The 22,998-nt window shown below is 70.8% G+C and carries 21 protein-coding genes; 12 read left to right on the top strand and 9 right to left on the bottom strand.

All coding sequences use genetic code 11. The features are described from left to right. Positions 1-48: 48 nt before the first annotated feature. The 4 genes from AC3WLZ_RS15660 to AC3WLZ_RS15645 all read right to left on the bottom strand — a co-directional run bounded on the left by AC3WLZ_RS15660 (position 49) and on the right by AC3WLZ_RS15645 (position 3,912). Positions 49-1,254, bottom strand: coding sequence for an MFS transporter (locus tag AC3WLZ_RS15660; protein WP_492470682.1), 1,206 nt, complete (start codon positions 1,252-1,254; stop codon positions 49-51). Continuing rightward, positions 1,251-1,775, bottom strand: coding sequence for an ArsR/SmtB family transcription factor (locus AC3WLZ_RS15655; protein ID WP_492470681.1), 525 nt, complete (start codon positions 1,773-1,775; stop codon positions 1,251-1,253). The genes AC3WLZ_RS15660 and AC3WLZ_RS15655 overlap by 4 nt, the downstream gene beginning before the upstream one ends. 65 nt (positions 1,776-1,840) lie before the next feature. Beyond that, the gene (gene purU / locus AC3WLZ_RS15650; RefSeq protein ID WP_412925834.1) at positions 1,841-2,722 is read right to left on the bottom strand and encodes a formyltetrahydrofolate deformylase; all 882 of its coding nucleotides are present in this window, start codon (positions 2,720-2,722) and stop codon (positions 1,841-1,843) included. Between the two features lie 71 nt (positions 2,723-2,793). After that, positions 2,794-3,912, bottom strand: a complete 1,119-nt coding sequence (locus AC3WLZ_RS15645; protein ID WP_492470680.1) for a zinc-binding alcohol dehydrogenase family protein — start codon at positions 3,910-3,912, stop codon at positions 2,794-2,796. An 85-nt stretch (positions 3,913-3,997) separates the two neighbouring features. On the opposite strand from AC3WLZ_RS15645, the gene AC3WLZ_RS15640 reads away from it, so the two are divergent. Continuing rightward, positions 3,998-4,564 (top strand): TetR family transcriptional regulator, encoded by a 567-nt coding sequence (locus AC3WLZ_RS15640; RefSeq protein WP_492470679.1) that lies wholly within the window; start codon positions 3,998-4,000, stop codon positions 4,562-4,564. Between the two features lie 190 nt (positions 4,565-4,754). After that, entirely contained in the window at positions 4,755-6,071 is a 1,317-nt protein-coding gene (locus tag AC3WLZ_RS15635) for an MFS transporter (RefSeq protein WP_412925831.1), read from the top strand. 50 nt (positions 6,072-6,121) lie between these two features. Here AC3WLZ_RS15635 and AC3WLZ_RS15630 read toward each other — a convergent pair whose 3' ends face one another. Beyond that, positions 6,122-6,604, bottom strand: a complete 483-nt coding sequence (locus tag AC3WLZ_RS15630; protein WP_492470678.1) for a MarR family winged helix-turn-helix transcriptional regulator — start codon at positions 6,602-6,604, stop codon at positions 6,122-6,124. 73 nt (positions 6,605-6,677) lie between these two features. Between AC3WLZ_RS15630 and AC3WLZ_RS15625 the strand changes: the two genes are divergently transcribed. Together AC3WLZ_RS15625 and AC3WLZ_RS15620 are read left to right on the top strand one after the other, a co-directional pair. Further along, positions 6,678-7,559 carry an SDR family NAD(P)-dependent oxidoreductase gene (locus tag AC3WLZ_RS15625; RefSeq protein ID WP_492470677.1) on the top strand — a complete coding sequence of 294 codons (882 nt, stop codon included), beginning with the start codon at positions 6,678-6,680 and terminating at the stop codon, positions 7,557-7,559. A 169-nt stretch (positions 7,560-7,728) separates the two neighbouring features. Beyond that, positions 7,729-8,421 (top strand): GNAT family N-acetyltransferase, encoded by a 693-nt coding sequence (locus AC3WLZ_RS15620; RefSeq protein WP_492470676.1) that lies wholly within the window; start codon positions 7,729-7,731, stop codon positions 8,419-8,421. A gap of 1 nt (position 8,422) precedes the next feature. On the opposite strand, the gene AC3WLZ_RS15615 is transcribed toward AC3WLZ_RS15620, so the two are convergent. Next, the gene (locus AC3WLZ_RS15615) at positions 8,423-8,632 is read right to left on the bottom strand and encodes a multidrug transporter (protein ID WP_134125877.1); all 210 of its coding nucleotides are present in this window, start codon (positions 8,630-8,632) and stop codon (positions 8,423-8,425) included. Positions 8,633-8,639: 7 nt separating this feature from the next. Then, on the bottom strand, positions 8,640-9,446 hold the full coding sequence (locus AC3WLZ_RS15610; protein ID WP_492470675.1) for an SDR family oxidoreductase: 807 nt from the start codon (positions 9,444-9,446) through the stop codon (positions 8,640-8,642). Between the two features lie 318 nt (positions 9,447-9,764). Between AC3WLZ_RS15610 and menC the strand changes: the two genes are divergently transcribed. From menC to AC3WLZ_RS15590, 4 genes are all read left to right on the top strand, one after another. Continuing rightward, the gene (gene menC, locus AC3WLZ_RS15605) at positions 9,765-10,898 is read left to right on the top strand and encodes an o-succinylbenzoate synthase (RefSeq protein WP_492470674.1); all 1,134 of its coding nucleotides are present in this window, start codon (positions 9,765-9,767) and stop codon (positions 10,896-10,898) included. A 77-nt stretch (positions 10,899-10,975) separates the two neighbouring features. Continuing rightward, on the top strand, positions 10,976-12,364 hold the full coding sequence (locus AC3WLZ_RS15600) for a glycine--tRNA ligase (RefSeq protein ID WP_492470673.1): 1,389 nt from the start codon (positions 10,976-10,978) through the stop codon (positions 12,362-12,364). Between the two features lie 408 nt (positions 12,365-12,772). Next, on the top strand, positions 12,773-13,783 hold the full coding sequence (locus tag AC3WLZ_RS15595; RefSeq protein WP_492470672.1) for an ATP-binding cassette domain-containing protein: 1,011 nt from the start codon (positions 12,773-12,775) through the stop codon (positions 13,781-13,783). Then, the gene (locus AC3WLZ_RS15590; protein ID WP_412925823.1) at positions 13,780-14,583 is read left to right on the top strand and encodes an ABC transporter permease; all 804 of its coding nucleotides are present in this window, start codon (positions 13,780-13,782) and stop codon (positions 14,581-14,583) included. The genes AC3WLZ_RS15595 and AC3WLZ_RS15590 overlap by 4 nt, the downstream gene beginning before the upstream one ends. On the opposite strand, the gene AC3WLZ_RS15585 is transcribed toward AC3WLZ_RS15590, so the two are convergent. Beyond that, positions 14,580-17,423, bottom strand: coding sequence for an ATP-binding protein (locus tag AC3WLZ_RS15585; protein ID WP_492470671.1), 2,844 nt, complete (start codon positions 17,421-17,423; stop codon positions 14,580-14,582). The two genes, AC3WLZ_RS15590 and AC3WLZ_RS15585, sit on opposite strands and share 4 nt — an antisense overlap. 265 nt (positions 17,424-17,688) lie before the next feature. Then, entirely contained in the window at positions 17,689-18,675 is a 987-nt protein-coding gene (locus tag AC3WLZ_RS15580; protein ID WP_492470670.1) for a LacI family DNA-binding transcriptional regulator, read from the bottom strand. Between the two features lie 97 nt (positions 18,676-18,772). Here AC3WLZ_RS15580 and AC3WLZ_RS15575 point away from each other — a divergent pair, with 97 nt between their 5' ends. From AC3WLZ_RS15575 to AC3WLZ_RS15560, 4 genes are all read left to right on the top strand, one after another. Beyond that, entirely contained in the window at positions 18,773-19,807 is a 1,035-nt protein-coding gene (locus AC3WLZ_RS15575; protein ID WP_492470669.1) for an agmatine deiminase family protein, read from the top strand. Beyond that, positions 19,804-21,498 carry an amidase gene (locus tag AC3WLZ_RS15570; RefSeq protein WP_492470668.1) on the top strand — a complete coding sequence of 565 codons (1,695 nt, stop codon included), beginning with the start codon at positions 19,804-19,806 and terminating at the stop codon, positions 21,496-21,498. The genes AC3WLZ_RS15575 and AC3WLZ_RS15570 overlap by 4 nt, the downstream gene beginning before the upstream one ends. A 70-nt stretch (positions 21,499-21,568) precedes the next feature. Continuing rightward, on the top strand, positions 21,569-21,838 hold the full coding sequence (locus tag AC3WLZ_RS15565; protein WP_492470667.1) for a hypothetical protein: 270 nt from the start codon (positions 21,569-21,571) through the stop codon (positions 21,836-21,838). Between the two features lie 102 nt (positions 21,839-21,940). Further along, on the top strand, positions 21,941-22,873 hold the full coding sequence (locus AC3WLZ_RS15560; protein ID WP_492470666.1) for a chymotrypsin family serine protease: 933 nt from the start codon (positions 21,941-21,943) through the stop codon (positions 22,871-22,873). Positions 22,874-22,998: the final 125 nt, after the last annotated feature.

The following is a 22,998-nucleotide window of genomic DNA, read 5'->3' as shown; positions in this document are numbered from 1 at the left end:
GAGCAGGGGGCCCGGAACGGGCGCCGCGCGTGCGAAGAACGCGTCGGGTCAGGCGGCGAGCACCCGCCAGACGCTGCGCATCGAGGCGGCGACCAGCGTCGACAGCACGATGAGCGCCGCGCAGGTCCACAGGACCGGGGCCGTGCCGACCACGTGCGCGGCGGGGCCGACGACCGCCTCGCCGAGCGGCACCGCGACGAACGACCCGACCATGTCGTACGAGTAGACGCGGGAGAGCGCCTCCCGCGGAACGTGCGACTGCAGCGACTGATCCCACGCGATCGCGAAGATCTCGGTCGCGAAGCCGCCGAGAGCGAACCCGGCGATCAGGACGGCGACGGTCGGCGCAGCCGCGAGGGTCGCCACCGGAACCGCGGCGAACGCCATCGCGGCGACACCGATGCCGAGGGCCCGCCGAGGCCGCCAGCGCAGGGCGACCACGGCGCCGACGGCGAAGCCGACGGTCTGTGCCCCGACCACGAAGCCCCACGCGGTTCGGCCGACCGTCTCGTCCGCGACCACGGGCCCGAGCACGGCGACCGAGCCGGTGAACGCGGCGTTCAACACGGCGAACTGCAACACCACGATCCACACCCACGAGCGGCTCGTGAACTCACGCCACCCCTCGCGCAGGTCGGACAGCATCGACGTCCGTCCGGCGTCGCTCCGCGCCCGTTCCGGCAGTCGAAGCCGCGAGAAGAACGCCGCCGCGGCGGCGAAGGCGACGGCATCCACCGCCAGACCCCACCCCGGTCCGAACGTGGCGATCAGGATGCCACCCGCCGAGGCTCCGAGAATCGTGCCGCCGTTCAACCCGAGGCGCAGCAGCGCGTTCGCGGACCGCAACTGCTCGGACGGCACGGTGTCGGGCACGAGTGCCGCGGATGCCGGGAGGCTCACGGCCGACACGGCGCCGTTCAGGATGCTGAGGATCACGAGTGCCGGCACGGTCGCCGAGCCGGTTATGACGAGGGCGGCCACGGCCCCTTGCGTCCCCGCGGCCGCGACCGATGTCCCCACGAGCACGACGTTGCGGGGCAGCCGGTCCGCGAGCACGCCGCCGAACAGGAGCATGGCGACGTTCGTGATCGACCGGGCGGCGACGACGAGACCGAGGTCGGCGGCCGAGCCGGTCAGGTCGAGCACGGCGAAGGCGAGAGCGATCGGGGCGACCGCATTGCCGACGATGTTCGTCGTGCGCGCGGCGAGGAGCCAGCGGAACGGGGCGTGACCGAGCGGCCCGCGCGGGCTCACGGGCGCACGAGCGGGAAGAGGGCGGCCGTCATCGAGACGGGCCGTGTTCCCGGGGTGCGCGGCGGTCGGGCGGCGGTGTGGAGGAGCGCCGACGCCTCGGCCACGTGGTGCACGACCCGCCGCCAGACCTCGGGATCGACCCACAGCTCCGCGTCCGCGGTGACACCGGGTCCGTCGGCGCGCCGGCGCGCTCGCCGCCGCAGCTCGCCGATCATCGCCTCGACGAAGGGGGCCTCCTCGTCGATCGGTGCCCGCGGCGGGAGGGGAGCGGCGGGATCGACGCGGCGCGAGGACGACTCGTGGCGGTAGCGCTTGGCATCCCCGCCTCGCACTCGGACGGTCTCGACGACGCGAATGAGTCCCACTCGCTCGAGCACACGCAGGTGATAGCTCGCGGCGGCCTGCGAGACGCCGAGTTCTCGACCGACTTCGGCGGCGCTCAGCGCGGCGCCGGTGAGGAGGGAGAGCATCCGGAGTCGGAGGGGGTGCGCGGTGGCGCGCAGCTCGTCGATGCGGGACATGGGTCGATGTTGGCGCGCCGCCCCGCGACCGTCAAATGCCTCTTTGGGGGTCGCGACGGGCGGACTCAGAAGACGATCGTGTGGTTTCCGTGGCGGATGATGCGGTCCTCGGCGTGCCACAGGACGGCGCGTGAGAGGACCTGCCGTTCGACGTCGGCGCCACGGCGGGCCAGTTCGGCGGCCGAGTCGGCGTGCGTCACGCGGACCGTGTCCTGCTCGATGATCGGCCCCTCGTCGAGGTCGCCGGTGACGTAGTGCGAGGTCGCGCCGATGAGCTTGACGCCGCGCTCCTTCGCCTTCTTGTACGGCTCGGCGCCGATGAACGCCGGGAGGAACGAGTGGTGGATGTTGATCACCGGTACCCCGAGCTTCTCGAGGAACTCGGGCGAGAGGATCTGCATGTACCGCGCGAGCACGACGAAATCGACGTTGCCGACGAGGAGTTCGAGGATGCGAGCCTCGGATGCCGACTTGTCCGGGCCGGGCGTCGACGGGACGTGGAAGAACGGCACGTTGAACGAGCGCACGTCATCCGCGGAGGTCGTGTGGTTGGACACGACCATCGGGATGCTCACCGGCAGGTCGCCGCGACGGTGGCGCCAGAGCAGGTCGAGCAGGCAGTGATCCTGCTTCGAGGCGAGGATCGCCATGCGCTTCGGCGTCGAGAGGTCGGTGACCTTCCACTCCAGCTCGAAACCGCGGCCGAGGGTCTCGTCGAGGTCTGCCTCGATCGCGGGGAGCGCGGCCGCCAGATCGGGCCGGTGGAACACCACGCGCTGGAAGTACGCCCCTCCGCGCGGGTCGTCGGAGTACTGGTCGAAGGCGACGATGTTGCCGCCCTGGCGGGCGATGAGAGCCGAGACCGCGGCGATGATGCCGGGGGTGTCGCTGCCGTGGACGATGAGGCACGCGTGATCGGGCTGCAGGTGGGGACTCGCGGAGACCATCGGACCATTCTGCCGTGCCTGAGTGAACACGACGGACACGCCCGCCCGGGCACACGGCACTCGGCCGAGGCCTACACCCGGACGACGAGCTTGGATGCCGAGACTCCGGCGCGCTGACGGTCGAGGGCGCCCTGGATGTCGGCGAGCCCCTCACCCACGACAAGCGGTTCCGGCATCGGTCGGAGGTTGCCGTCGGCGAGCGCGCGCGGGATGACCCCGCCCCACAGCCCCGGGCCCACCTCGTCGTCGCGCAGGCTGCTGCCCCACACGAATCCGGCTCGGATGCCGGCGCGCCGAGCGCGCAGGGTCGACCGCGCCGTGGTCAGGCCGATGCGGCCGAAGACGGGGAGCATGGCGGTGAACAGTCGTCGTCGCCCGACCAGGTCGGCCAGCGACACGGGCGTGCTCGCCATCGCCAGCCGCGAACCGCCGGTACGGCGCAGGACGTCGATGCAGCGATCGGTCGACCCCGCACCGAGCGCGACCGCGCCCTTCACCGGGCGACCCCCGATCGCGGAGACGAGGTCGCCCACGGCGCTCGCCGAGCTGTAGTCGACCACGGTGTCGGCGCCGAGGGAGCGCACGGTCGCGGCGTTGCGCGGGGAGGCCGTCGAGACGACGTCGTACCCCGCGGCGCGGGCGAGCTGGACGGCGTTCATTCCGACGCTCGTCGATCCGCCCCACACCACCACCACGCCCCCGTTTCCCGTGGGCGTGCCGCCGATCGGCATCCGGAGTCCGAGGTGGCCGGGCTGGAAGAGCGCGCACGCGGCGGTGGACACGCCGAGGGGGAAGACCGCGGCCTCCTCGTCGGAGAGTGCGTCGGGCGTCGGCGCGGCGAGCCGTTCGAGCAGGACGGTGTACTCCTGGAACGCGCCTTCGCGCCGGGGGTCGCGCCCGCGGTCGGTTCCGGTGGCAAGCCCGAACACGCGCTGCCCGACCCGGAATCTCGTGACGCCGGATCCGACCGCGACGACCTCTCCGGCCACGTCCGATCCGAGGACCGCGGGGGTCCGCAGCCACCGGTAGGTGACGCGGCTGGTGCCCTGGATGACCCAGTCGACGGGGTTGATCGCGACGGCGTGGACGCGCACGAGGATCTCGTCCGCGGCGGGTTGCGGAATGTCCGCGGCGATCACCTCGAGCCGTGCGCGCGGGGTGGGGAGCACTGCGGCGGTCTGGACGGGCATGGATGCCTCTCAGTCGTGATGACACTCGGTGTCTTCACCGTACCGCAGGTGATGACACTGTGGGTCATCACTTAGGATCATCGACATGGCCAGGTGGGCACCGGACACACGGGAGCGGCTCCGCGCTGCGGCGCTGGAGCTCTTCGCGGAGCGCGGATTCGAGGCGACCACGGTGCCCGACATCGTCGAGCGCGCGGGCGTGACCCGGCGCACGTTCTTCCGCCACTTCAGCGACAAGCGCGAGGTCTTCTTCGGCGACGACGAGATTCCCGCGCTCGCCGCCTCGATCGTCGCCGCCGCGCCCGCGGGGGCGACGCCGTTCTCGATCGCGTGGCGGGGATTCCACGTGCTCGCCGGCGAGCGGTTCGAACCCCGGCGCGCGCAGATGGAGGCCGCGCGGCGTTTCATCGGGGCCGAGCCGTCCCTCCGTGAGCGCGACCTGCAGAAGCAGGCCGACCTCCGCGATGCGCTGCGTGATGGCTACGTCGCCCGCGGCGTCGATCCCTCGACCGCGCGCGTGGTCGCGGGTGTTGCGGTCGAGCTGCTGCAGATCGCGCTCGAGCGGTGGCTGGCTGACGACACCGGCACCCCGCTGACGCAGCATCTGGCCGCGGTCCGCGCCGACATGTCCGGCGCGCTCGACGACGCTTGAGGCGATCGGCGCCGCGCGGGACCCGGGGCGCTGTCCGTGGCCCCGGGGCCACCCTCGCCGCCCCGGGGCCACCACGGACCCCACCGCCCCACCCGGACGGACCCCATCGACCCGCCGTGTCGGCGCCCGCGACTAGCCTGGTGGATGCCGTCTTCCGTGGCATCCGCCCCCTTCTTCCCCAGGACTCGCCGTGATCAGCACCCTCGAACGCCCCGGTTGGCGGACGTGGACGCTGTGGGCGGTCGGGGTGCTCGCGTACGTCGTGTCGATCGTGAATCGCACGTCGCTTTCGGCGGTAGGGGTGGATGCCGCGACGCGGTTCCACGCGGATGCCTCGGCGCTGTCGTTGTTCGCCGTCATCCAGCTGTTCGTCTATGGCGCGATGCAGATCCCCGTCGGACTCCTCCTCGACCGCTACGGCGCGCGTCCGATGATCGCGATCGGCATGGTGCTGATGGCGGCGGGTCAGCTGGTCATGGCCTTCGCGGATGCGGTGGGGATCGGCATCCTGGCCCGCGTGCTCATCGGTGCCGGTGACGCGATGATCTTCCCGAGCGTGCTGCGTGTGATCGCGACGTGGTTCCCCGCGCAGCGCGCGCCCGTGCTCGTGCAGATGACCGGCATCATCGGACAGCTGGGCCAGATCGTCGCCGTCGTGCCGCTCGCCGCCCTGCTGCACGCCACGAGCTGGAGTGTCGCGTTCGGCAGCGTCGCGGGCCTCGGCGTGCTGTTCGCCGTGCTGACGTACGCGATCATCCGGAACCGTCCCCCCGAGCGGCGTGACGACCCGGTAGACCTGTCGGTCGACACGCGCACCGGCGCGATCCGCGTCGTGACCTCGGCTCCCGATCTGCGGCAGGGGTTCCGTGAGTCGTGGGCCCATCCCGGCACGCGGCTGGGGTTCTGGTCGCACTTCACCACTCCGTTCGCGGGAACCGCGTTCATGCTGCTGTGGGGATTCCCATTCCTGACCGCCGGCGAGGGGCTCGCGCCCCCGACCGCCTCGGGCATCATGACGTTGTTCGTGCTGTTCGGCATCGTGAGCGGTCCTGTCATCGGCGCGCTCTCGAGTCGGCACCCGCGTCGGCGCTCGCGCTGGCTCGTGCTGCCGACCGTCGTTTTCCAAGCCCTCGTCTGGATCGTCGTGGCCGCGTGGCCCGGCCCCGCTCCGCTGTGGCTCCTCATCGTGTTGATGTTCGCGCTGGCGACCGGCGGACCGGCGTCCATGATCGCGTTCGATCACGCCCGCACGTTCACTCCGAGCCACCGCTTGAGCACCGCGACCGGCATCGTCAACGGCGGCGGCTTCCTCGCCGCGCTCCTGGCGATCCTGTTCATCGGTATCGCGATGGACGTCCAGGGCGCGGGCAGCCCCGACACCTATTCGCTGGATGCCTTCCGCTGGGCGTTCCTCACCCAGCTGCCGCTGTGGCTGGTCGGCGGGATCGCGATCGTGATCGAACGCGGCCGGACGATTCGTCACGTCGGCGGGGTGCTTCCGCGCTGACGCGGGAGTGTTCGCGGCCGCGCCGTGGCCTATCGGCGGGGCCGTGCCGGTCAGTCGTCCCGCTCGGCGTCGCCGGGTGACGCGTTGAAGGCGTGCATGAGGTCGGTGAAGGCGCGGATGTCCTCCGTCCGCCATCCGTCGAGGCGCGTGAGGAACGACGAGCCGCGCAGATCGAGTGCGGCCAGAACGCGGGCTGTGCCGTCATCGGTCAAGGACAAGCGGACCGCTCGACCGTCTGCCGGGTCCGGGAGTCTCTCCACCAACCCCAGGGATTTCATGCGTCCGAGAAGAGCGCTGGTCGAGCTGCGATCCATCGCGACGGCGTCCGCGATCACGCTGGGCTTGGCCGGTCCGTAGGCGAAGAGCCACCGTGCGAGGTGGAAGGCGGCCGGGCGCAGCTCCGGGTGGAACACGGCGGCGGAGCGCTCGGTGAGGGCGCGGGACGCGCCGATGAGCGCGTTCAGCTCGGCGCCGAGGGCCAGGACGAGCCGTTCGCGGTCGTCGATGCCGGGGGAATCGTCAGTAGTGGACATTTTCCTATTACTTTGTATAGTGGAGAAATACCCACTTTATCGAACGAGTGGTCCGAGGAGCGAGGTCGATCTCATGGACAGTGCCCGCCGGCGCATCGCGGTCATCACCGGTGCCACGAGTGGACTCGGGCTGATCGCCGCGACCGAGCTCGCGCGAGGGGGGATGCGGATCGTGATGCCGGCTCGCGACGCGAGCCGGGCGGACCGTGCTCGCGCCCACATCCTCGCGGCGGTTCCCGACGCCGAGATCGACGTCGTGTCGGCCGACCTCACCCGCTTGGCCGAGGTGCGGGCGGCGGGGGAGAGGATCGCCGACGCCTACGCGCACATCGACGTGCTCATCAACAACGCCGGACTCCACGCGTTCGAGCAGCGCGTCACCCCCGACGGGTACGCCGAGATGGTCGCGGTGAACTACCTCGCGCCGTGGCTGTTGACGAGGACGTTGCTCCCGCGGATCGCCGCCACGCCCGGGGCGAGGATCGTCAACGTCGGGTCGGAGGCCTCGCGCCGCCACGGCGAGCTGACGCTGCCGTCGGACCTGACCGATGTGAGTCCGTTCGGCGCGCGGGAGTCCTCACTGATCTACGGAAAGACGAAGCTGCTGAACATCATGTTCAGCGTCGAGCTCGCGCGCCGCGTGGCTCCCTCGGACGTCACCGTCATCGCCGTCGACCCAGGATTCAACGTGACCGGTCTCGGGCGGGAATTGAGCTTCGCCCGGCCGTTGGCGCGGGTCCTGTCCTGGCTTCGTATCGGCGACCCGCGTCGAGGAGCAGGCCTCATCGTCGCCGCGGCGCTCGACCCGTCCTACGCGGGGGCTTCCGGTTCCTACTTCACGGTCCGTCGAGCCACGCCGATCGTCCCGACCGCGCCCGGCGACGACCCCACGTGGCAGAGACGGCTCTGGGAGGAGACGGAACGCCTGCTCGCCGTGACCTCGCCGGGTCGGTAGTCGGGGTGGGAGAGACCACGCCGACTCATGGCATCCCTTCCCTGTCCCACTTCTTGCCGCCGGGGACGCCTCCAGGTGACAAGAAGTGGGACATGCTCCGCCGGAAGTGGGACGAGGTGGCAATGCCAGCGGGGTGCTTCCGCGCTGACGCGGATGCCAGACTCGGAGCATGAGCACGACCGGCATCGACATCCGCCCGCTCGACACCCTGGAGGCCATCGAGGCCGGGTCGCGGCTGTTCGATGACGTGTGGGTCGGCGACCGGGCGACGATGCCGTCCAACATCCTGCGCGCGCTCGAACACTCCGGCAATTACGTCGTCGGCCTCTACGACGGCGACCGGATGATCGGCGCGTCCGCGGCGTTCTTCGGCCCGCCCGCTGACCGCACGATGCACTCGCACATCACCGGCATCCTGCCCGGCCACCAAGGGCGGGGGCTCGGGCGACAGCTCAAGGCACACCAGCGCGAGTGGGCGCTCGAGCGGGGCATCGGCAGAATCACGTGGACGTTCGACCCGCTGATCCGCCGTAACGCGCACTTCAACCTCGCGATCCTCGGCGCGCACGCGACGGAGTACCTCGTCAATCAGTACGGCGAGATGCCCGATGACGTGAACCGCGGCGACGAGTCCGACCGGCTGCTGGTGTCGTGGGCGGTTGCGGAGCCGCCCGCCCCGACCCCGACGGAGGATGCCGTACGCGATGTCGTCGAGATCCCCGACGACATCGAGGGTCTGCGCCGCACCGACCCCGCGTCCGCCGCCGAATGGCGGTACCGCGTGCGGGACGAGATGCGGAAGTACCTGGCATCCGGTCTCCGCATCGGCGGCATCGACCGCCGTGGGTACCTGCTCGTGTGACTCAGTCGCCCGAGACGGGTTCGTCCTTCTCCGCGGCGGGGTCGCCCTGACCGGGACCCGGACGCACGGCGGCATCGTCACGCACGTCGATGCGGGTGACGCCGTCGCGCTTCGTGACGTCGAAGCGGGGAGCGGCATCCTCCTCCGTCGCCTTCGGGGCGCTCGTCAGCTGATCGTGGCGGTTCTCTTCGAAGCTCTTCTCGTCGCTCATCGCGCCCTCACTCTCCGGCCGAACGCCACGCGTCCGACTCCATGTGCGACCCGGCCTGCGGGCCCATCTGCAGCATTCCGCCGTCGACCACCCAGCTCGCTCCCGTCACGTACGAACCGGTCGGCGAGGCCAGGAAGCGGATGACGTCGGCGACCTCGTCCGGCTTGCCGGGGCGCCCGAGCGGGATGCCGGGACGGTGGATGCGGTCGGCATCCTCGGCATCCATGTTGTTGATGGGCGTGGCGATCTCGCCCGGCGCGACGGCGTTCGCGGTGATGCCGTACTGCCCGAGCTCGAGCGCCATGGTCTTGATGAGCCCACCGAGGCCGTGCTTGGCGGCGACGTAGGGCGCCGAGCCGACGCGCGGCTGGTGCTCGTGCACGCTCGAAACGGCGATGAGGCGACCGCCGTTGCCGGCCTTCACCATGCGTCGCGCGGCGGTGTGCAGGGCGAGGAAGGCGCCGTCGAGATTGAGCGCGATGTCGGTGCGCCAGGTGTCGAGGTCGAGGTCGAGGAACGGTCCGCCGATGCCGCCGCCGGCGTTGTTGACGAACACGTCGAGACCTCCGAGGTCGTCGGCGATCGCATCCACGACGCGAGGGACGGAATCGAAGTCGGTGGCGTCGAACTGCGCGACGATCGCGCGACCTCCGCGGGCACGGACGCCCTCGGCGGTCGACTCGGCGCCGTCCTTGTCGCTGTGATAGGTCACGGCGACATCCATGCCGGCCTCGGCGAGCGCGAGCGCGGTGGCCGCTCCGATGCCCGAGTCCGAACCGGTGACGATCGCATGGCGGGGAGTGAAGTCGGTCATGCCGATGACGCTACGCGCGGCCTGCGCGCCGCGCGCCGCCCTTGCCCCGGGGTCGCGAGGGCGTTACGGTCGCCGGCTTGGTGCCGTCGCCGCGCTTGGTGTCGTCGTGGCGGGCCGAACTCCTGAGATTCCCCCGGCAGGGAGTCGTTCGGGGCGCCGGCGAGCCCGCCGCGCGCAGAGACTCAGGAGTTCGGCCCGCCTCCTGTCTGCCCCGGCCCGCCTCCCGTCTGGCCCGGCCGCCTCCTGTCTGCCCAGGCCCGCCTCCCGTCTGCCCAGGCCCGCCTCCCGTCTGGCCCGGCCGCCGGATACCCTGCCTCCATGCCGCCCCGTACTTCCGCCGCTCCCGTGACTTTGGATGCCGTCGAGCTGCGCGTCCTGCACATCCCCCTGGTGTCGCCGTTCACGACGTCGTTCGGCACCGAGACGGTGCGCGAGGTGATCGTCGTCCGCGCCGAGACCGCCGACGGTGCCGGGTGGGGCGAAGTCGTCACCCAGGCGGAGCCGTCCTACTCCAGTGAATACACGCAGGGCGCGGGGGACGTCCTCGCCCGCTTCCTCGCGCCGGCCCTGCTCGAACGCCGCACGTTCACGCCGGAGGAGGTCGCCGGCATCCTCCACCCCGTCGTCGGGCACCGCATGGCCAAGGCCGGACTCGAGCTCGCCGTCATCGACGCCGCGCTGCGCGCGGAGGGGCGCAGCTTCGGTTCCTACCTCGGCGCCGAGAAGGACCGCGTGCCCTCGGGGGTCTCGGTCGGGATCCAGCGCGACCCCGCGGCGCTCGTCGACGCGGTGGCTGCGTACCTCGACGAGGGATACGTCCGCATCAAGATCAAGATCAAGCCCGGGCGCGACGTCGACGACACCGCCGCCGTGCGGGCGGCGTTCGGCGGCATCCCCCTGCAAGTGGATGCCAACTCCGCCTACACCCTCGCGGATGCCGACACGCTGGAACGGCTCGACGCGTTCGACCTGCTCCTGATCGAGCAGCCGCTGCAGGAGGACGACCTCGTCGACCACGCAACCCTGGCGAAACGCCTGCGCACGCCGGTGTGCCTGGACGAGTCGATCGTGTCGGACAAGGCCGCCGCCGACGCCCTGGCACTGGGCTCCGGATCGATCATCAACATCAAGGCCGGCCGGGTCGGCGGCTACCTCGAGGCGCTCGCGATCCACGACCGGTGCCGCGCCGCCGGGATCCCCGTGTGGTGCGGCGGCATGCTCGAGACGGGCATCGGGCGGGCGGCCAACGCCGCGCTCGCGGCCCTCCCGGGGTTCACGTTGCCCGGCGACATCTCGGCATCCGCCCGCTTCTACGACCGCGACATCGTCACGGTGCCCGCCGTCATCGAGGACGGACACGTGCGCGTGCCCACCGGCCCGGGCCTCGGCGTCGACATCGACGAGGCCGCGCTCGACGCGTTCACGGTGCAGCGCGAGCGGATCACGCGATGAGTCGCAGCATCGCTCGATAAACTGGATGCCGCGCAGTCGCGCTCGCACCCACAACTTTCCCGACCATTGGAGCCACCGTGGCCGAACAGTCCCGCCTCGACAAGGTCATCTCGCTCGCTCGACACCGCGGGTTCGTGTTCCAGGCCGGTGAGATCTACGGCGGTTCGCGTTCGGCGTGGGACTACGGCCCCCTCGGCACCGAGCTGAAGGAGAACATCCGTCGTCAGTGGTGGCAGACGTTCGTGCGCGGCCGCGGCGACATGGTGGGGCTCGACTCCAGCATCATCCTGCCCAAGCGCGTGTGGGAGGCGTCGGGGCACGTCGCCACCTTCACCGACCCGCTCGTGGAGTGCCTGCACTGCCACAAGCGCTTCCGCGCCGACAACCTCATCGAGGACTTCGAGGCCCGCAAGGGACGCAAGGCCGAGAACGGTCTCGCCGACATCCCGTGCCCCAACTGCGGCACCAAGGGCCAGTACACCGAGCCCAAGGCGTTCTCCGGTCTCGTGAAGACCTACCTCGGCGTCGTCGACGACGAGTCGGGCCTGTACTTCCTGCGCCCCGAGACGGCGCAGGGCATCTTCGTGAACTTCTCCAACGTGCTCACGGCATCCCGTCGCAAGCCGCCGTTCGGCGTCGGTCAGGTGGGTAAGGCGTTCCGCAACGAGATCACCCCCGGAAACTTCATCTTCCGCACGCGCGAGTTCGAGCAGATGGAGATCGAGTACTTCACGCCCCCCGCCGAGGCGCAGGAGTGGTTCGAGCACTGGGTCGAGGCGTGCTGGGACTGGTTCGTCGACCTCGGTATCGACCCGGTCAACATGAAGCGGTTCGACGTTCCCGAGGACGACCGGGCGCACTACTCCGCCGGCACGATCGACGTCGAGTACCGCTTCGGGTTCCCGGGCAAGGAGTGGGGCGAGCTCATGGGCGTCGCCAACCGCACCGACTACGACCTGAAGAGCCACTCGGAGGCCTCGGGCTCGAGCCTGACGTACTTCGACCAGGCCTCGGGTGAGAAGTACACCCCGTACGTCATCGAGCCGTCGTTCGGTCTCACGCGCGCGATGATGGCGTTCCTCGTCGACGCCTACCGCGAAGAGGACGTCCCCAACGCCAAGGGCGGCAGTGACACCCGCACGGTGCTCAAGCTCGACCCGCGCCTCGCGCCCGTCAAGGCCGCCGTGCTGCCGCTGTCGCGCAACGAGCGCCTGTCGCCGCTGGCCCGCGAGGTCGCTGACCGGCTGCGCTCGGCCGGCTGGAACGTCGACTTCGACGACGCCGGCGCGATCGGTCGCCGCTACCGTCGCCAGGATGAGATCGGCACGCCGTACTGCGTCACGATCGACTTCGACTCGCTCGACGACAACGCCGTGACCGTCCGCGACCGCGACACGATGGGTCAGGAGCGAATCCCCCTCGACGGCCTGCACGCCTACCTCGCCGAGCGGCTGCGCGGCGCCTGAGTCCCGCCGCCGCGTGCGGCGTCGCGCCCGCCCGGCGTCACCCTGCCCGGCGTCACCCTGCCCGCGAAACTTCATCGAGCCGACATCTCCCCTGCAGCCTGCAAGGGACTCGTCAGCGGGATGAAGTCTCGGCGACCTCGGCCCCGCGGATGCCACGGACTCGCCCCCGCGGATGCCACGCGACCTCGGCCCCGCAGATGCCACGGACTCGAGCCCGCGGCATCCAGGGTGTCGCGCTCTTGGGTCGCGGCAATCCGTCGCTCAGGGAGCTGAGTCGTGCAACTTGGCGCGACCGGACGCGGCACACACGGCGACACACACGGCGACACACACGGCGTGACAGCGCCGTGACAGCACCACTCCCGCCGTGACAGCGGTGCGACAGGACGCCCGGCGCATCCTGTCGTCATGACCACTTCATCCACCCGCGTTCCCGCGGTGCGAGCCGAAGGGCTCGTCAAGACGTTCGGCTCGAACAGGGCCGTCGACGGCGTTGACCTCGTCGTCGAAGCCGGGACCGTCTACGGCGTCCTCGGCCCCAACGGTGCCGGCAAGACCACCACCATCAGCATGCTGACGACGCTCCTGCGTCCCGACGGCGGACGGGCCGAGATCTTCGGCCACGACGTCGTGCGGGAGTCGCACGTGGTGCGGCAGCTCATCGGCCTCACGGGGCAGTTCGCGTCGGTCGACGAGAAGCTGTCCGCCACCGAGAACCTCATCATCTTCGCTCGCCTGCTCGGGCTGTCGCGTGCCGACGCCCGCCGCAAGTCGACGGAGCTGCTGGAGGAGTTCGGCCTCACCGAGGCGGCGTCCCGGCCGCTCGCGAAGTTCTCCGGCGGCATGCGCCGTCGCCTCGACCTCGCGGCATCCCTCATCGCCCAGCCGCCGCTCATCTTCCTCGACGAGCCGACCACGGGCCTCGACCCCCGCACCCGCGGGCAGATGTGGGACACGATCCGGCGGCTCGTCGCGACCGGTTCCACGGTCGTGCTCACCACGCAGTACCTCGACGAGGCCGACCAGCTCGCCGACCGCATCGCCGTCATCGACCGCGGACGCGTCGTCGCCGAGGGCACGGCGCTCGAGCTCAAGGCGTCCGTGGGTCAGGCGTCGCTCGTGCTGCGCCTGCAGCCCGGTTCCGACCTCGAGGTCGCCCGCGCGACGATCGGACGGGTCCTGGATGCCACGGCCATCGTGTCTCCGGAGGCGGCGCGCCTCACGGTGCCGATGTCCGACCCCGACCAGGTCACCGATCTGCTCGTGGCCTTCCGCGACGCGGGCGTGCACCTGAGCGAGTTCAGTGTGCAGCAGCCCACCCTCGACGAGGTCTTCCTCACCCTCACCGGCAGCGGAGTGCCGGCCGACGACGACGCGGCGCGCGAGAGCGCCACCGACCTGGAAGGAGTCCGCGCATGACCGCCCTGACTCTCGAGCGCGACCTGCCCCGCACCGCGGGGCTCGGTCAGACGTTCCGCAACACCCTGACCATGGCCTGGCGCGGCCTGCTGAAGATCCGTCGCACGCCCGAGCAGCTCATCGACGTGACGGTCCAGCCGATCCTGTTCACCCTGATGTTCACGTACATCTTCGGCGGCGCGATCGCCGGAGACGTGGCGAGCTACCTGCCGATCATCATCCCCGGCATCCTCGTCCAGACGGTCATCACGACCTCGGTCGTGACGGGCGTGCAGCTGCGCGAGGACATGGACAAGGGCGTGTTCGACCGGTTCCGGTCGCTGCCGATCGCCCGCATCGCGCCGCTCTCGGGGGCGCTGCTGGCCGACACCGTGCGGTACGCGATCGCCACGACGCTGACCTTCACGATGGGGTTCATCATGGGCTTCCGGCCCGCGGGAGGCCTCGGTGCCGTGGTGCTCGCCGGCATCCTGGTCATCGTCTGCTCGTGGGCGATCAGCTGGATCTTCGCGTTCTTTGGCGTCATCGCCCGGACCGCGTCGAGCGTGCAGGGCGTGTCGATCCTGATCCTGTTCCCGTTGACGTTCCTCTCGAACGCGTTCGTGCCGTCGAACACCATGCCGTCGTGGCTGCAGTGGTTCGTCGACATCAACCCGGTGTCGCACCTCGTCACCGCGGTCCGCGATCTCGTCAACGCGGGCACGCTCGGTTCCGACGCGGTCCTGTCGCTCGTCGGTGCTGCCGTGATCGTGGCGGTCTTCGCCCCGCTGACCGTCCGCGCCTACATGCGGAAGGCCTAGTCGAGCAGGGCCGTGAGCACGTCGGCATCCACGACGCCCAGAAGGGCGGGAGGGATGCCGGGCGCGGATGCCGGAACTTCTCCGGTGTCCGCGCCGAGGCGTTCCCCGACCCAGCGCCGGAACGGGTCCAGCTCGTCGTCCGCCCCGCGAATGGCCTCCGCGCGCGCGAGCGCCTCGCGGGCGGCGTCGAAGCGTCGCGCGGTGGCGTTCCACCCGGCGACGGCGACGAGTACCGTCGCGACCACGGGGTGATCACGTGCCCTCGCCGCCTGGGGCAGCGCCTCGCGCAACGCCGTACGAGCCTCGTCGGGCCGGTCGAGAAGCAGCAGCGCCTCGGCGCGCAGCGCGGTGCACCACGCCACGACCTGCTCGGGGAACGCGGCCTCGACGGAGATCTGCGCGACCTGGCGCAGGGCAGCCTCCCCGTCGCCCGCCGCGATCTCGACCTGCGCCGACGCCATGCGAGCCTGGGTCAGTGCCCGCGCCGAGCCGTCCGCCACGGCGATCGACTCCATGTCGGAGGCGCGGGCCCGTGCCTCGGCGAGCCGGTCGAGCCGGAGCAGGATGCCGACACCCTGGGCCCGCTGCTGAAGGAGGTCGGACACCGACGTCATGCCCGCCACGACCTCGAGGCCGTCGTCGGTCACCTTCAGCGCCTCTTCCAGGCGGCCGGAGAGCGTGAGCCACTCCGACCGGAGCTGGCTGGAGATTCCCGTCCCCCACGGGTCGCCGACCTCGGTGAACAGGCGCAGCGCCTTCTCGCTTTCGGTTCCGAGGACGCCCGGGTCGCCCGCGTTCACCGCGGCCCCCGCGCGCATGACATGGAACATCGCGCGTGACCACGGGGGTGCGGCCGTGATCTCGTCTTCCGAGATGTCGAAGCGCCATGGACGTTGAACACCGTTCTCGGCGGCCTCGAGCACGGACGCGGCGAGACCGAGGAGCGGCCCGGCGAGCACCGACACTTCGGACGGATGCCGACGTGCGGCCTCCGCCAGCTGCGCGCGGCGCGTTGCGAAGGCCACGGGATCGTACGTCGACGCCAGCCCCACCCCGGAGAAGGATGCCGAGAACAGCGCGAGCGCCTCGATCACGACGCTCGATTCGTCGTCGAGCGGTGCGTCCGGGTCGCTGAACGTCGCGAGCGCGGGACGGAGTTCTTCCATGCGTTCCCGGACCGCCCACGCCCAGAGGAGGGCGCGCAGGAGACGTCGTCCGGGTCGCCGGTCCGGCGAGGCCGCGCGCGTGCGCAGCGCCGACGACAGGTTCTCCTCGTTGGCGTCGAACCACACGAGTCCCGCGCGCAACCCTGGCCCGCGCATCGTGTTCTCGTGTGACGCCGCGAGAACGGTGAGCACGTCGGCCGCGCGCTCCCGATACTCGGTCTCGGTTCCCTCCGCTCGCAGCCGGTCGAGTCCGTACTCGCGGACCGTCTCCAGCAGGCGGAAGCGGCCATCACGCCGCACGAGCAGCGACCGATCGACGAGGGCGTCGAAGACCGTGGCATCCACCCCGAACGCCTCGGCCACCGGACCGGCGTCGCCGCTGCCGATGCCATCGGGGAACACCGACGACGCGCGCAGGGCCACCCGCTCGGCGTCGGTGAGGGTGTCCCAGCTCCAGTCGATTAGGGCCCGGAGCGTGCGGTGGCGGTCGGGGCTCAGGCGCGGACCGTGCGAGAGCAGTGCGAACCGATCGCCGAGCCCGGCGTCGATCTCGGCGAGGGTGAGGGTGCGGGCGCGCGCGGCGGCGAGTTCGATCGCGAGGGGGAGTCCGTCCAGACGCTGGACGATGCTCGCGGCCGTGGCGCGTTCCCCCGGCGAGGGCGGGGTGCCGCGCGCGGAGCGCACGCGTCGGGCGAAAAGTTCGTCGGCGTCGAGCTCGGGCAGCGGGCCCAGGTCGACGAACGCCTCCCCGATCACTCCGAGAGGCTCGCGGCTGGTCGCGAGGATTCGCAGCCCCGGTGTGCGCAGCAGCAGCTCGTGGGCGACCTCGGCGGCCTCGCGGATCACATGCTCGCAGTTGTCGAGCAGCACGACGATGTCGCGCCCGGCGACCGCGTCGAGCACTCGTTCACGCGGCGTCGCCGGTGCGACGCTCGCATTCTCGTTCATCCGGATGCCGTGCCCCACTGCTCCCGACAGAGCCGCCCATACCTCGCCGGATGTCGCGGGCGCGAGCTCGACGATGAGGGCGTCGGAAGCAGCCCGTACGGTCTCGAGCGCGAGCGTGGTCTTCCCGGCACCGCCTGGCCCGATCACGGTCACGAGTCGGTCGGTGGCGAGGCGCTCGCGGATGGCATCCAGTTCCTCGGCGCGCCCGACGAGACCGACGATCGCCGCGGGAGCGAGCCGGGAGTCCACCGCGGGTGCGGCCGGTGCGGCGGCGACCAGCCGTTCGGCGTGTCCGCGGTCCTGCCACAGGTCGCGGACGAGCCAGTCGAAGCCGTCGTGCGGAATCCACGGGTCGCCGACCCACAGGTCGAGAGCCTCCCGAGCGAGCGCGGCGTCGCCCGTCGAGCGCGCGGTGGCCACGAGGTCCTGGAACCGCGTGATGTCGATGTCGTTGCGTGCCACGTCGAGGCGATAGCCGCCGGGAACGGAGGCGAGGATGCCGGGGGGAAGCGCCCGCCGCAAGCGTGAGGCGAGCGACTGCAGCGCCGCCCGCGGGTCTTCCGGGGCGTCGGTCGGCCAGACGTCGTCGGCGAGTGCGCGGTAGCCGACGGTGGTTCCGGCGTCCACGGCGAGGCGCAGCAGCAGAGCCTGCTGCCCGCGCCCGGGAACCGCTCCCTCGTCCGCGCCCCACGACACGGAGAGGCCGCCGAAGAACCTCACCTGCACGCTGTTCACTCTAGGTCCGCGGGGTCGCCGCGCCGGGCTGCGGCCGGTGCTTCGGTCGCGGCGAAACGTCGACGGGGCGGCCACGTCGTGCAACTTGGCGCGACTGAACGCCGCCGGGCTCCGCGAAGGTGGTGCCCGGGCTGCGCTGGTGCTTCGGTCGCGGCGAAGTGTCGGCGGGGGCGTTAAGTCGTGCAACTTAGCGCGACTGAACGGCGCGGCGTTGCCACCCTGGAGGGCGTCCCGCCGCCGTGCCGAGCCTCGGAACTCAACGACCGAGCGGTGCTGCGCCGGTGCTCGCGCGCACGCGGAGCAGCGGGCGGTGAACGCGGAAGCGATCGGCATCCCTGGCGAGGACCTCGAGGCACGCGGCGCCGACCTCGCGCGGCTGCATGTCGAGTGCCGTCACGGCGGGGGTCAGCAGGGCGTTCAGCGGCTCGTCGACGTACGCGGCGAGCAGCAGGTCGTCGCCGACGCTACGCCCCGCACGGGCGACGGCGGCCAGGGCGGGCACCGCGGATCCGCTCGGCACGACGACCACGGCATCCGCGCCTTCGATCACCTGAGACACCGCGGCGGCGACCTCCTCGGGCACTGGCACGAACCCGATTCGACGCGAGAGGGGGATGCCACCGCGCTCGGTGCTCCACTCCTCGTACGCCCGGGCGACATCCTGGCTCCACGCTGTGCCCTCCGGCGGGAGCAGGATCGCGATGCGCTCGGCGCCCCGATCTGCGAGGTGGTCGAGCAGTTCGCGCGTCGCGGTGCCGTGGTCGGACACGACGCTGCCCGCGACCCGATCCTCTGCGCCGAGCAGCTGCTCGGAGCTCACGACGGGTCGTCCGGTGTCGAGGATCGCCGGGATGCCGGCATCCTTCGCCGTGGCATCCACGACGATGTACCCGTCGACGAATGCCGTCGGAGGGGAGGCGTCATCCCCATCCCGATGGGGGAGCAGGATGACCGAGAGGCCGAGGCGGTCGGCGGCATCCACGACGCCGAAGGCGAACTCGGTGTAGTACGGGAGGCGGGTGGTCCCGGGCGGGAGGTACAGGCCGATGGCGCCGTACCGCGCGGTGCGGAGGCTGCGGGCCGGGACGTTGACCGCGTACCCGAGGTCGCGCGCGACGGCGAGCACGCGCTCGCGTGTCTCGGGTGAGACCCCCGGCTTGTCGCGCAGCGCGAACGAGGCTGCGGCGATCGAGACGCCTGCGGCGGCGGCGACGTCGCGCAGCGTCGGCTTGCGTGGGGTCACGTGGGGTGACGTTACCCGACGGATCGGATCTTGCGCTGCAGTCACTTAAACGTTTAATGTCACGATTGGCGCACCACCCACCCACCGAAGGACCGCGATGACCTGGCGCATGCCCTCCGAAACCGCTCCGCACACCCGCACGTGGATGGCGTTCCCGAGCGAGGGGCCCACCCTGGGCGAGACGGATGCCGAGCGCGAAGCGGGCTACGCGGCCTGGACCGCGGTCGCCCACGCCGTCGCGGCGTTCGAGCCGGTGACGATGCTCGTCGATCCGACCGAGACGGCCCGCGCCCGTCGCCTGCTCGGCGGCGAGATCGAGATCCTCGAGGCGCCCGTCGACGAGTTCTGGATGCGCGACTCGGGCCCGACGTTCGTCGTCGATCCCGAGCGCCCCGGCGTGCTCGGCGCGGTCGACTGGATCTTCAACGGCTGGGGCGATCACGACTGGGCGAGGTGGGCGAAGGCCGCGCATCACGGCCGGATCATCGCCGAGGGCGCCGGCGCCGAACTCGTCCCGTCGTTGCTCGTGAACGAGGGTGGTGGCATCCACGTCGACGGCGAGGGCACGGTCCTGCTGACCGAGACCGTGCAGCTCGACCCACGCCGCAATCGCTACGCCGACCGTGGACGTGTCGAGGCCGAGATGCTCCGCACGATCGGCGCCACGCACGCCGTGTGGCTGCCGCGCGGCCTCACCCGCGATTACGAGGACTTCGGCACGAACGGACACGTCGACATCGTGGCGACCCTGCCGTCGCCCGGCGTCGTGCTTCTCCACGACCAGCGGAACCCCGCGCACCCCGACCACGCCGTCACGCGTGAGCTGCGCACCTTTCTCCAGACGCAGACGGATGCCAACGGCCGCCGGTTCGAGATCCGCGACCTGCCCGCGCCGGTCACGGTCCGCGACGCCGACGGCGATGTGGACTGGAGCTACGTCAACCACCTCGTCGTGAACGGCGGCGTGATCGCGTGCGGGTTCGGCGAGGAGGAGGCGGATGCCACAGCCCGCGGCATCCTGGAAGAGGTGTACCCGGGTCGCCGGGTCGTGACCGTCGACGCTCGTGAGATCTTCGCGCGCGGGGGCGGCATCCACTGCATCACGCAGCAGCAGCCGGCGGTGACGGCGTGATCGACGTCGTCGAGGCATCCATCGCCGAACTCGCCGCCGCGCTCGCCGAGGGCCGCACGACCGCCGTCGAGCTCGTGGACGCGCACCTCGCGCGCATCGACGCGTACGACGGCCCCGACACCGAGACGAGGCTCAACGCGGTGGTCGTCCGCAACCCGGACGCGCGCGCCGAGGCGGCCGAGTCCGACGCCCGCCGCGCCGCCGGACGGGCGCGGGGGCTGCTCGACGGCATCCCGTACACGGCGAAAGACAGCTACATGGTGCGCGGCCTGACGGTCGCCGCGGGAAGCCCCGCGTTCGCCGATCTCGTCGCCCAGGACGACGCGTTCACGATCGCGCGGCTGCGCGAGGCCGGGGCGATCTGCCTCGGGCTGACGAACATGCCGCCGATGGCCAATGGCGGCATGCAGCGCGGGCTGTACGGCCGCGCCGAGAGTCCGTACAACGCCGAGTACCTGACGTCGGCGTTCGCGTCGGGCTCGTCGAACGGCTCGGGCACGGCGACCGCCGCGTCGTTCGGGGCCTTCGGCCTGGGCGAGGAGACGTGGTCGAGCGGCCGCGCGCCCGCGGCCTGCAACGGTCTGTGCGCCTACACGCCGTCGCGCGGCATGATCTCGGTGCGCGGCAACTGGCCGCTCGTACCGACGATGGACGTCGTCGTGCCGCACACACGCTCGATGGCGGACCTCCTCGCGGTCCTCGATGTGATCGTCGCCGACGACCCCGAGACGCGGGGAGACTTCTGGCGCGCGCAGCCGTGGGTTCCGCTGCCCGCGGCGTCCGAGGTGCGGCCGCCCTCGTTCGCCGCGCTCGCGGCCGGGACCTCGCTCCGGGGGAAGCGCATCGGCATCCCTCGCATGTTCCTCGGCACCGACCCGCTGGCGGGCACCGGTCCCGGCGGCATCGGCGGCCCGACCGGCGAGCGGATCGTTCCGCGCCCGTCGCTGCTCGACCTGTGGGCCGTGGCCCGCGCCGACCTCGAGGCCGCGGGCGCGATCGTCGTCGAGTGCGATTTCCCGCTCTTGAGCAACTACGAGGGCGATCGCCCGGGTGCGCCGACGATCCGCACGCGCGGGCTCGTGTCGGAGGAGTTCCTGCACCGCGAGATCGTCGACCTGTCGGCGTGGGCGTGGGACGACTTCCTCCGCGGCACCGGACACCCCGGCCTCGCCGAGGTGGAGGGGGCGGCGATCTTCCCGCACCCCGAGGGTGCGCTGCCCGACCGGTACACGGGGTTCGACGATGACATCGCGGAGTACCCCGCGCACGTCCGCGAGCACCCGGTGGCGTCGTTCACCGAAATCCCGCACCTCGCCGAAGGCCTCCGGGGTCTCGAGGAGACCCGTCGCCGCGACCTGGAGGAGTGGATGGATGCCGAGTCCCTCGACGCCGTGGTCTTCCCCACGCTCGCCGATGTGGCGCCCGCCGATGCCGACGTGAACGAGGCGTCGGCCGACATCGCGTGGCGGAACGGCGTGTGGGTGGCGACGGGGAACCTCGCGATCCGGCACTGCGGTGTGCCCACTGTGACGGTCCCACTAGGGACGCTGGCCGACATCGGGATGCCGACCGGCCTGACGTTCGCGGGGCGTGCGTACGACGACGCGGCGTTGCTGTCGCTGGCCGCGGCGTTCGAGGCACTGCGTCCTCGGCGGACGGTGCCGGCGCGGACACCCGCGCTGGGGGCGTAGGGCGGGCGCGCACGGGGCGGGCGTTTTACGGCGCGGCCGCCTCGCTGGCTGTGGGGCACGATTCCTGCGGTTGGGCGTGATTCTTCCGCCCCACCGCACCGAACGCGCCCCAGAACGTTTCGAGCTCGTCTTCGACGGACTTGACCGTCACGAAGCGGTATCGAACAACGCGGGTTCCGACCGCGACGGTACCCCTGGGACGCTGACCGACGTCGGAATGCAGACAGGACTCACCTTCTCGGGCCGCGCGCGCGACGGTGTGGCGTTGCTGGCGCTCGCGGCCGCGTTTGAGGTGCTGCGTCCACGGACGATTGCCCCGCGGACGCTCCCAGTCAATTGACCCGATGAATGGCTAGCGCCATATATCGGGCTGTGTCAAAATCCAGGCAATCGATCGCCCGTATCGGTCGATCTGATCTTGTCGCCGAATGGGGAGTGCCCGATGTGGGTTCAGGGCCGGACTGTCGTCACCGGAATCGTCGGAGCCCTCTTGGCGACTCTTCTTCTGGTCGGCCCGGTTGCCGCAGAACAGCCGGGCGTTCCCGCGGTCGAGAAGCAAGACGCGGATCTCTCCGAGATCGAGTACTTTCCCTCTGATGACATCTCCGATGCCGCGACGGAGACGGTTGATCAATCGGTGGCCAGCCCTTGGCAGGCGGCATTCGCGCTCATCGTGCAAGAAATTCGCGACGAGTACCCCGATGATTTAACGGAGGCTGAGGTCGATCCTGGCCAGGACACTGGCGTGATCCGGTTCAGGGGTGATCCGCCAACCGGCGCGGTCGCCATGGCATCGTCGGTACCGGGCGTCCGGTTGGAAGGCGGGCTGCGATACACCGAGTCGGACATCGACACCGCCTCCCGCCAATTGTTGCTGGAAACGACCAAGGCCACCGGTGATGAGTTCGAGTCGATGACGTACTTCGATTCTCGAGACGACTCATTCCACGTCGAAGTGGCGCCGGCCGAACCCGGAACCATGGACACAGCACGCGCCAGCGGAATGATCGCGGGTCTACAGGACGAACTGACTGACGCGAATCTGATCCCCCAAATCCCCATCCTCGTCGATTATGTGGCGTACCCTGTCGTCGACGACGAAGCCTGGGTCGCGGGCTACGCACTCTATCGCGCCGGCGTCTATCACTGCTCCACTGCCTTCCCTGTTAAGAACGTCAACGGACCGGAGCTGGGTATCCTGACGGCTGGCCACTGTAGTGGCAGCGTCTCGTATGCCAACGCGAGCAACTTCATTTTCACGGTCGTGCCGTACAGCCAATCAGCGACGGACGTTGACCCAGGAGGGGACTTCAGGTGGCTGTGGAGTTCTCAGATGTTCACTGGTCAGACGCAGGTCAGCGGTGGCGACCTTTGAACTTTTGCATCTGCAGCGATAGCCCCCTTCAACTCGGGTGCGTGCAAGTTCGGCAATACCACAGGGTATGGCTGCGGGACGGTCACGGTTTCGGGCATCTACAAGAATGTCACCGTAGTGCCCGA

Source organism: Microbacterium sp. FW305-3-2-15-F-LB2 (genome assembly GCF_058787255.1).
This window is presented reverse-complemented; position numbering and strand designations above follow the sequence as displayed.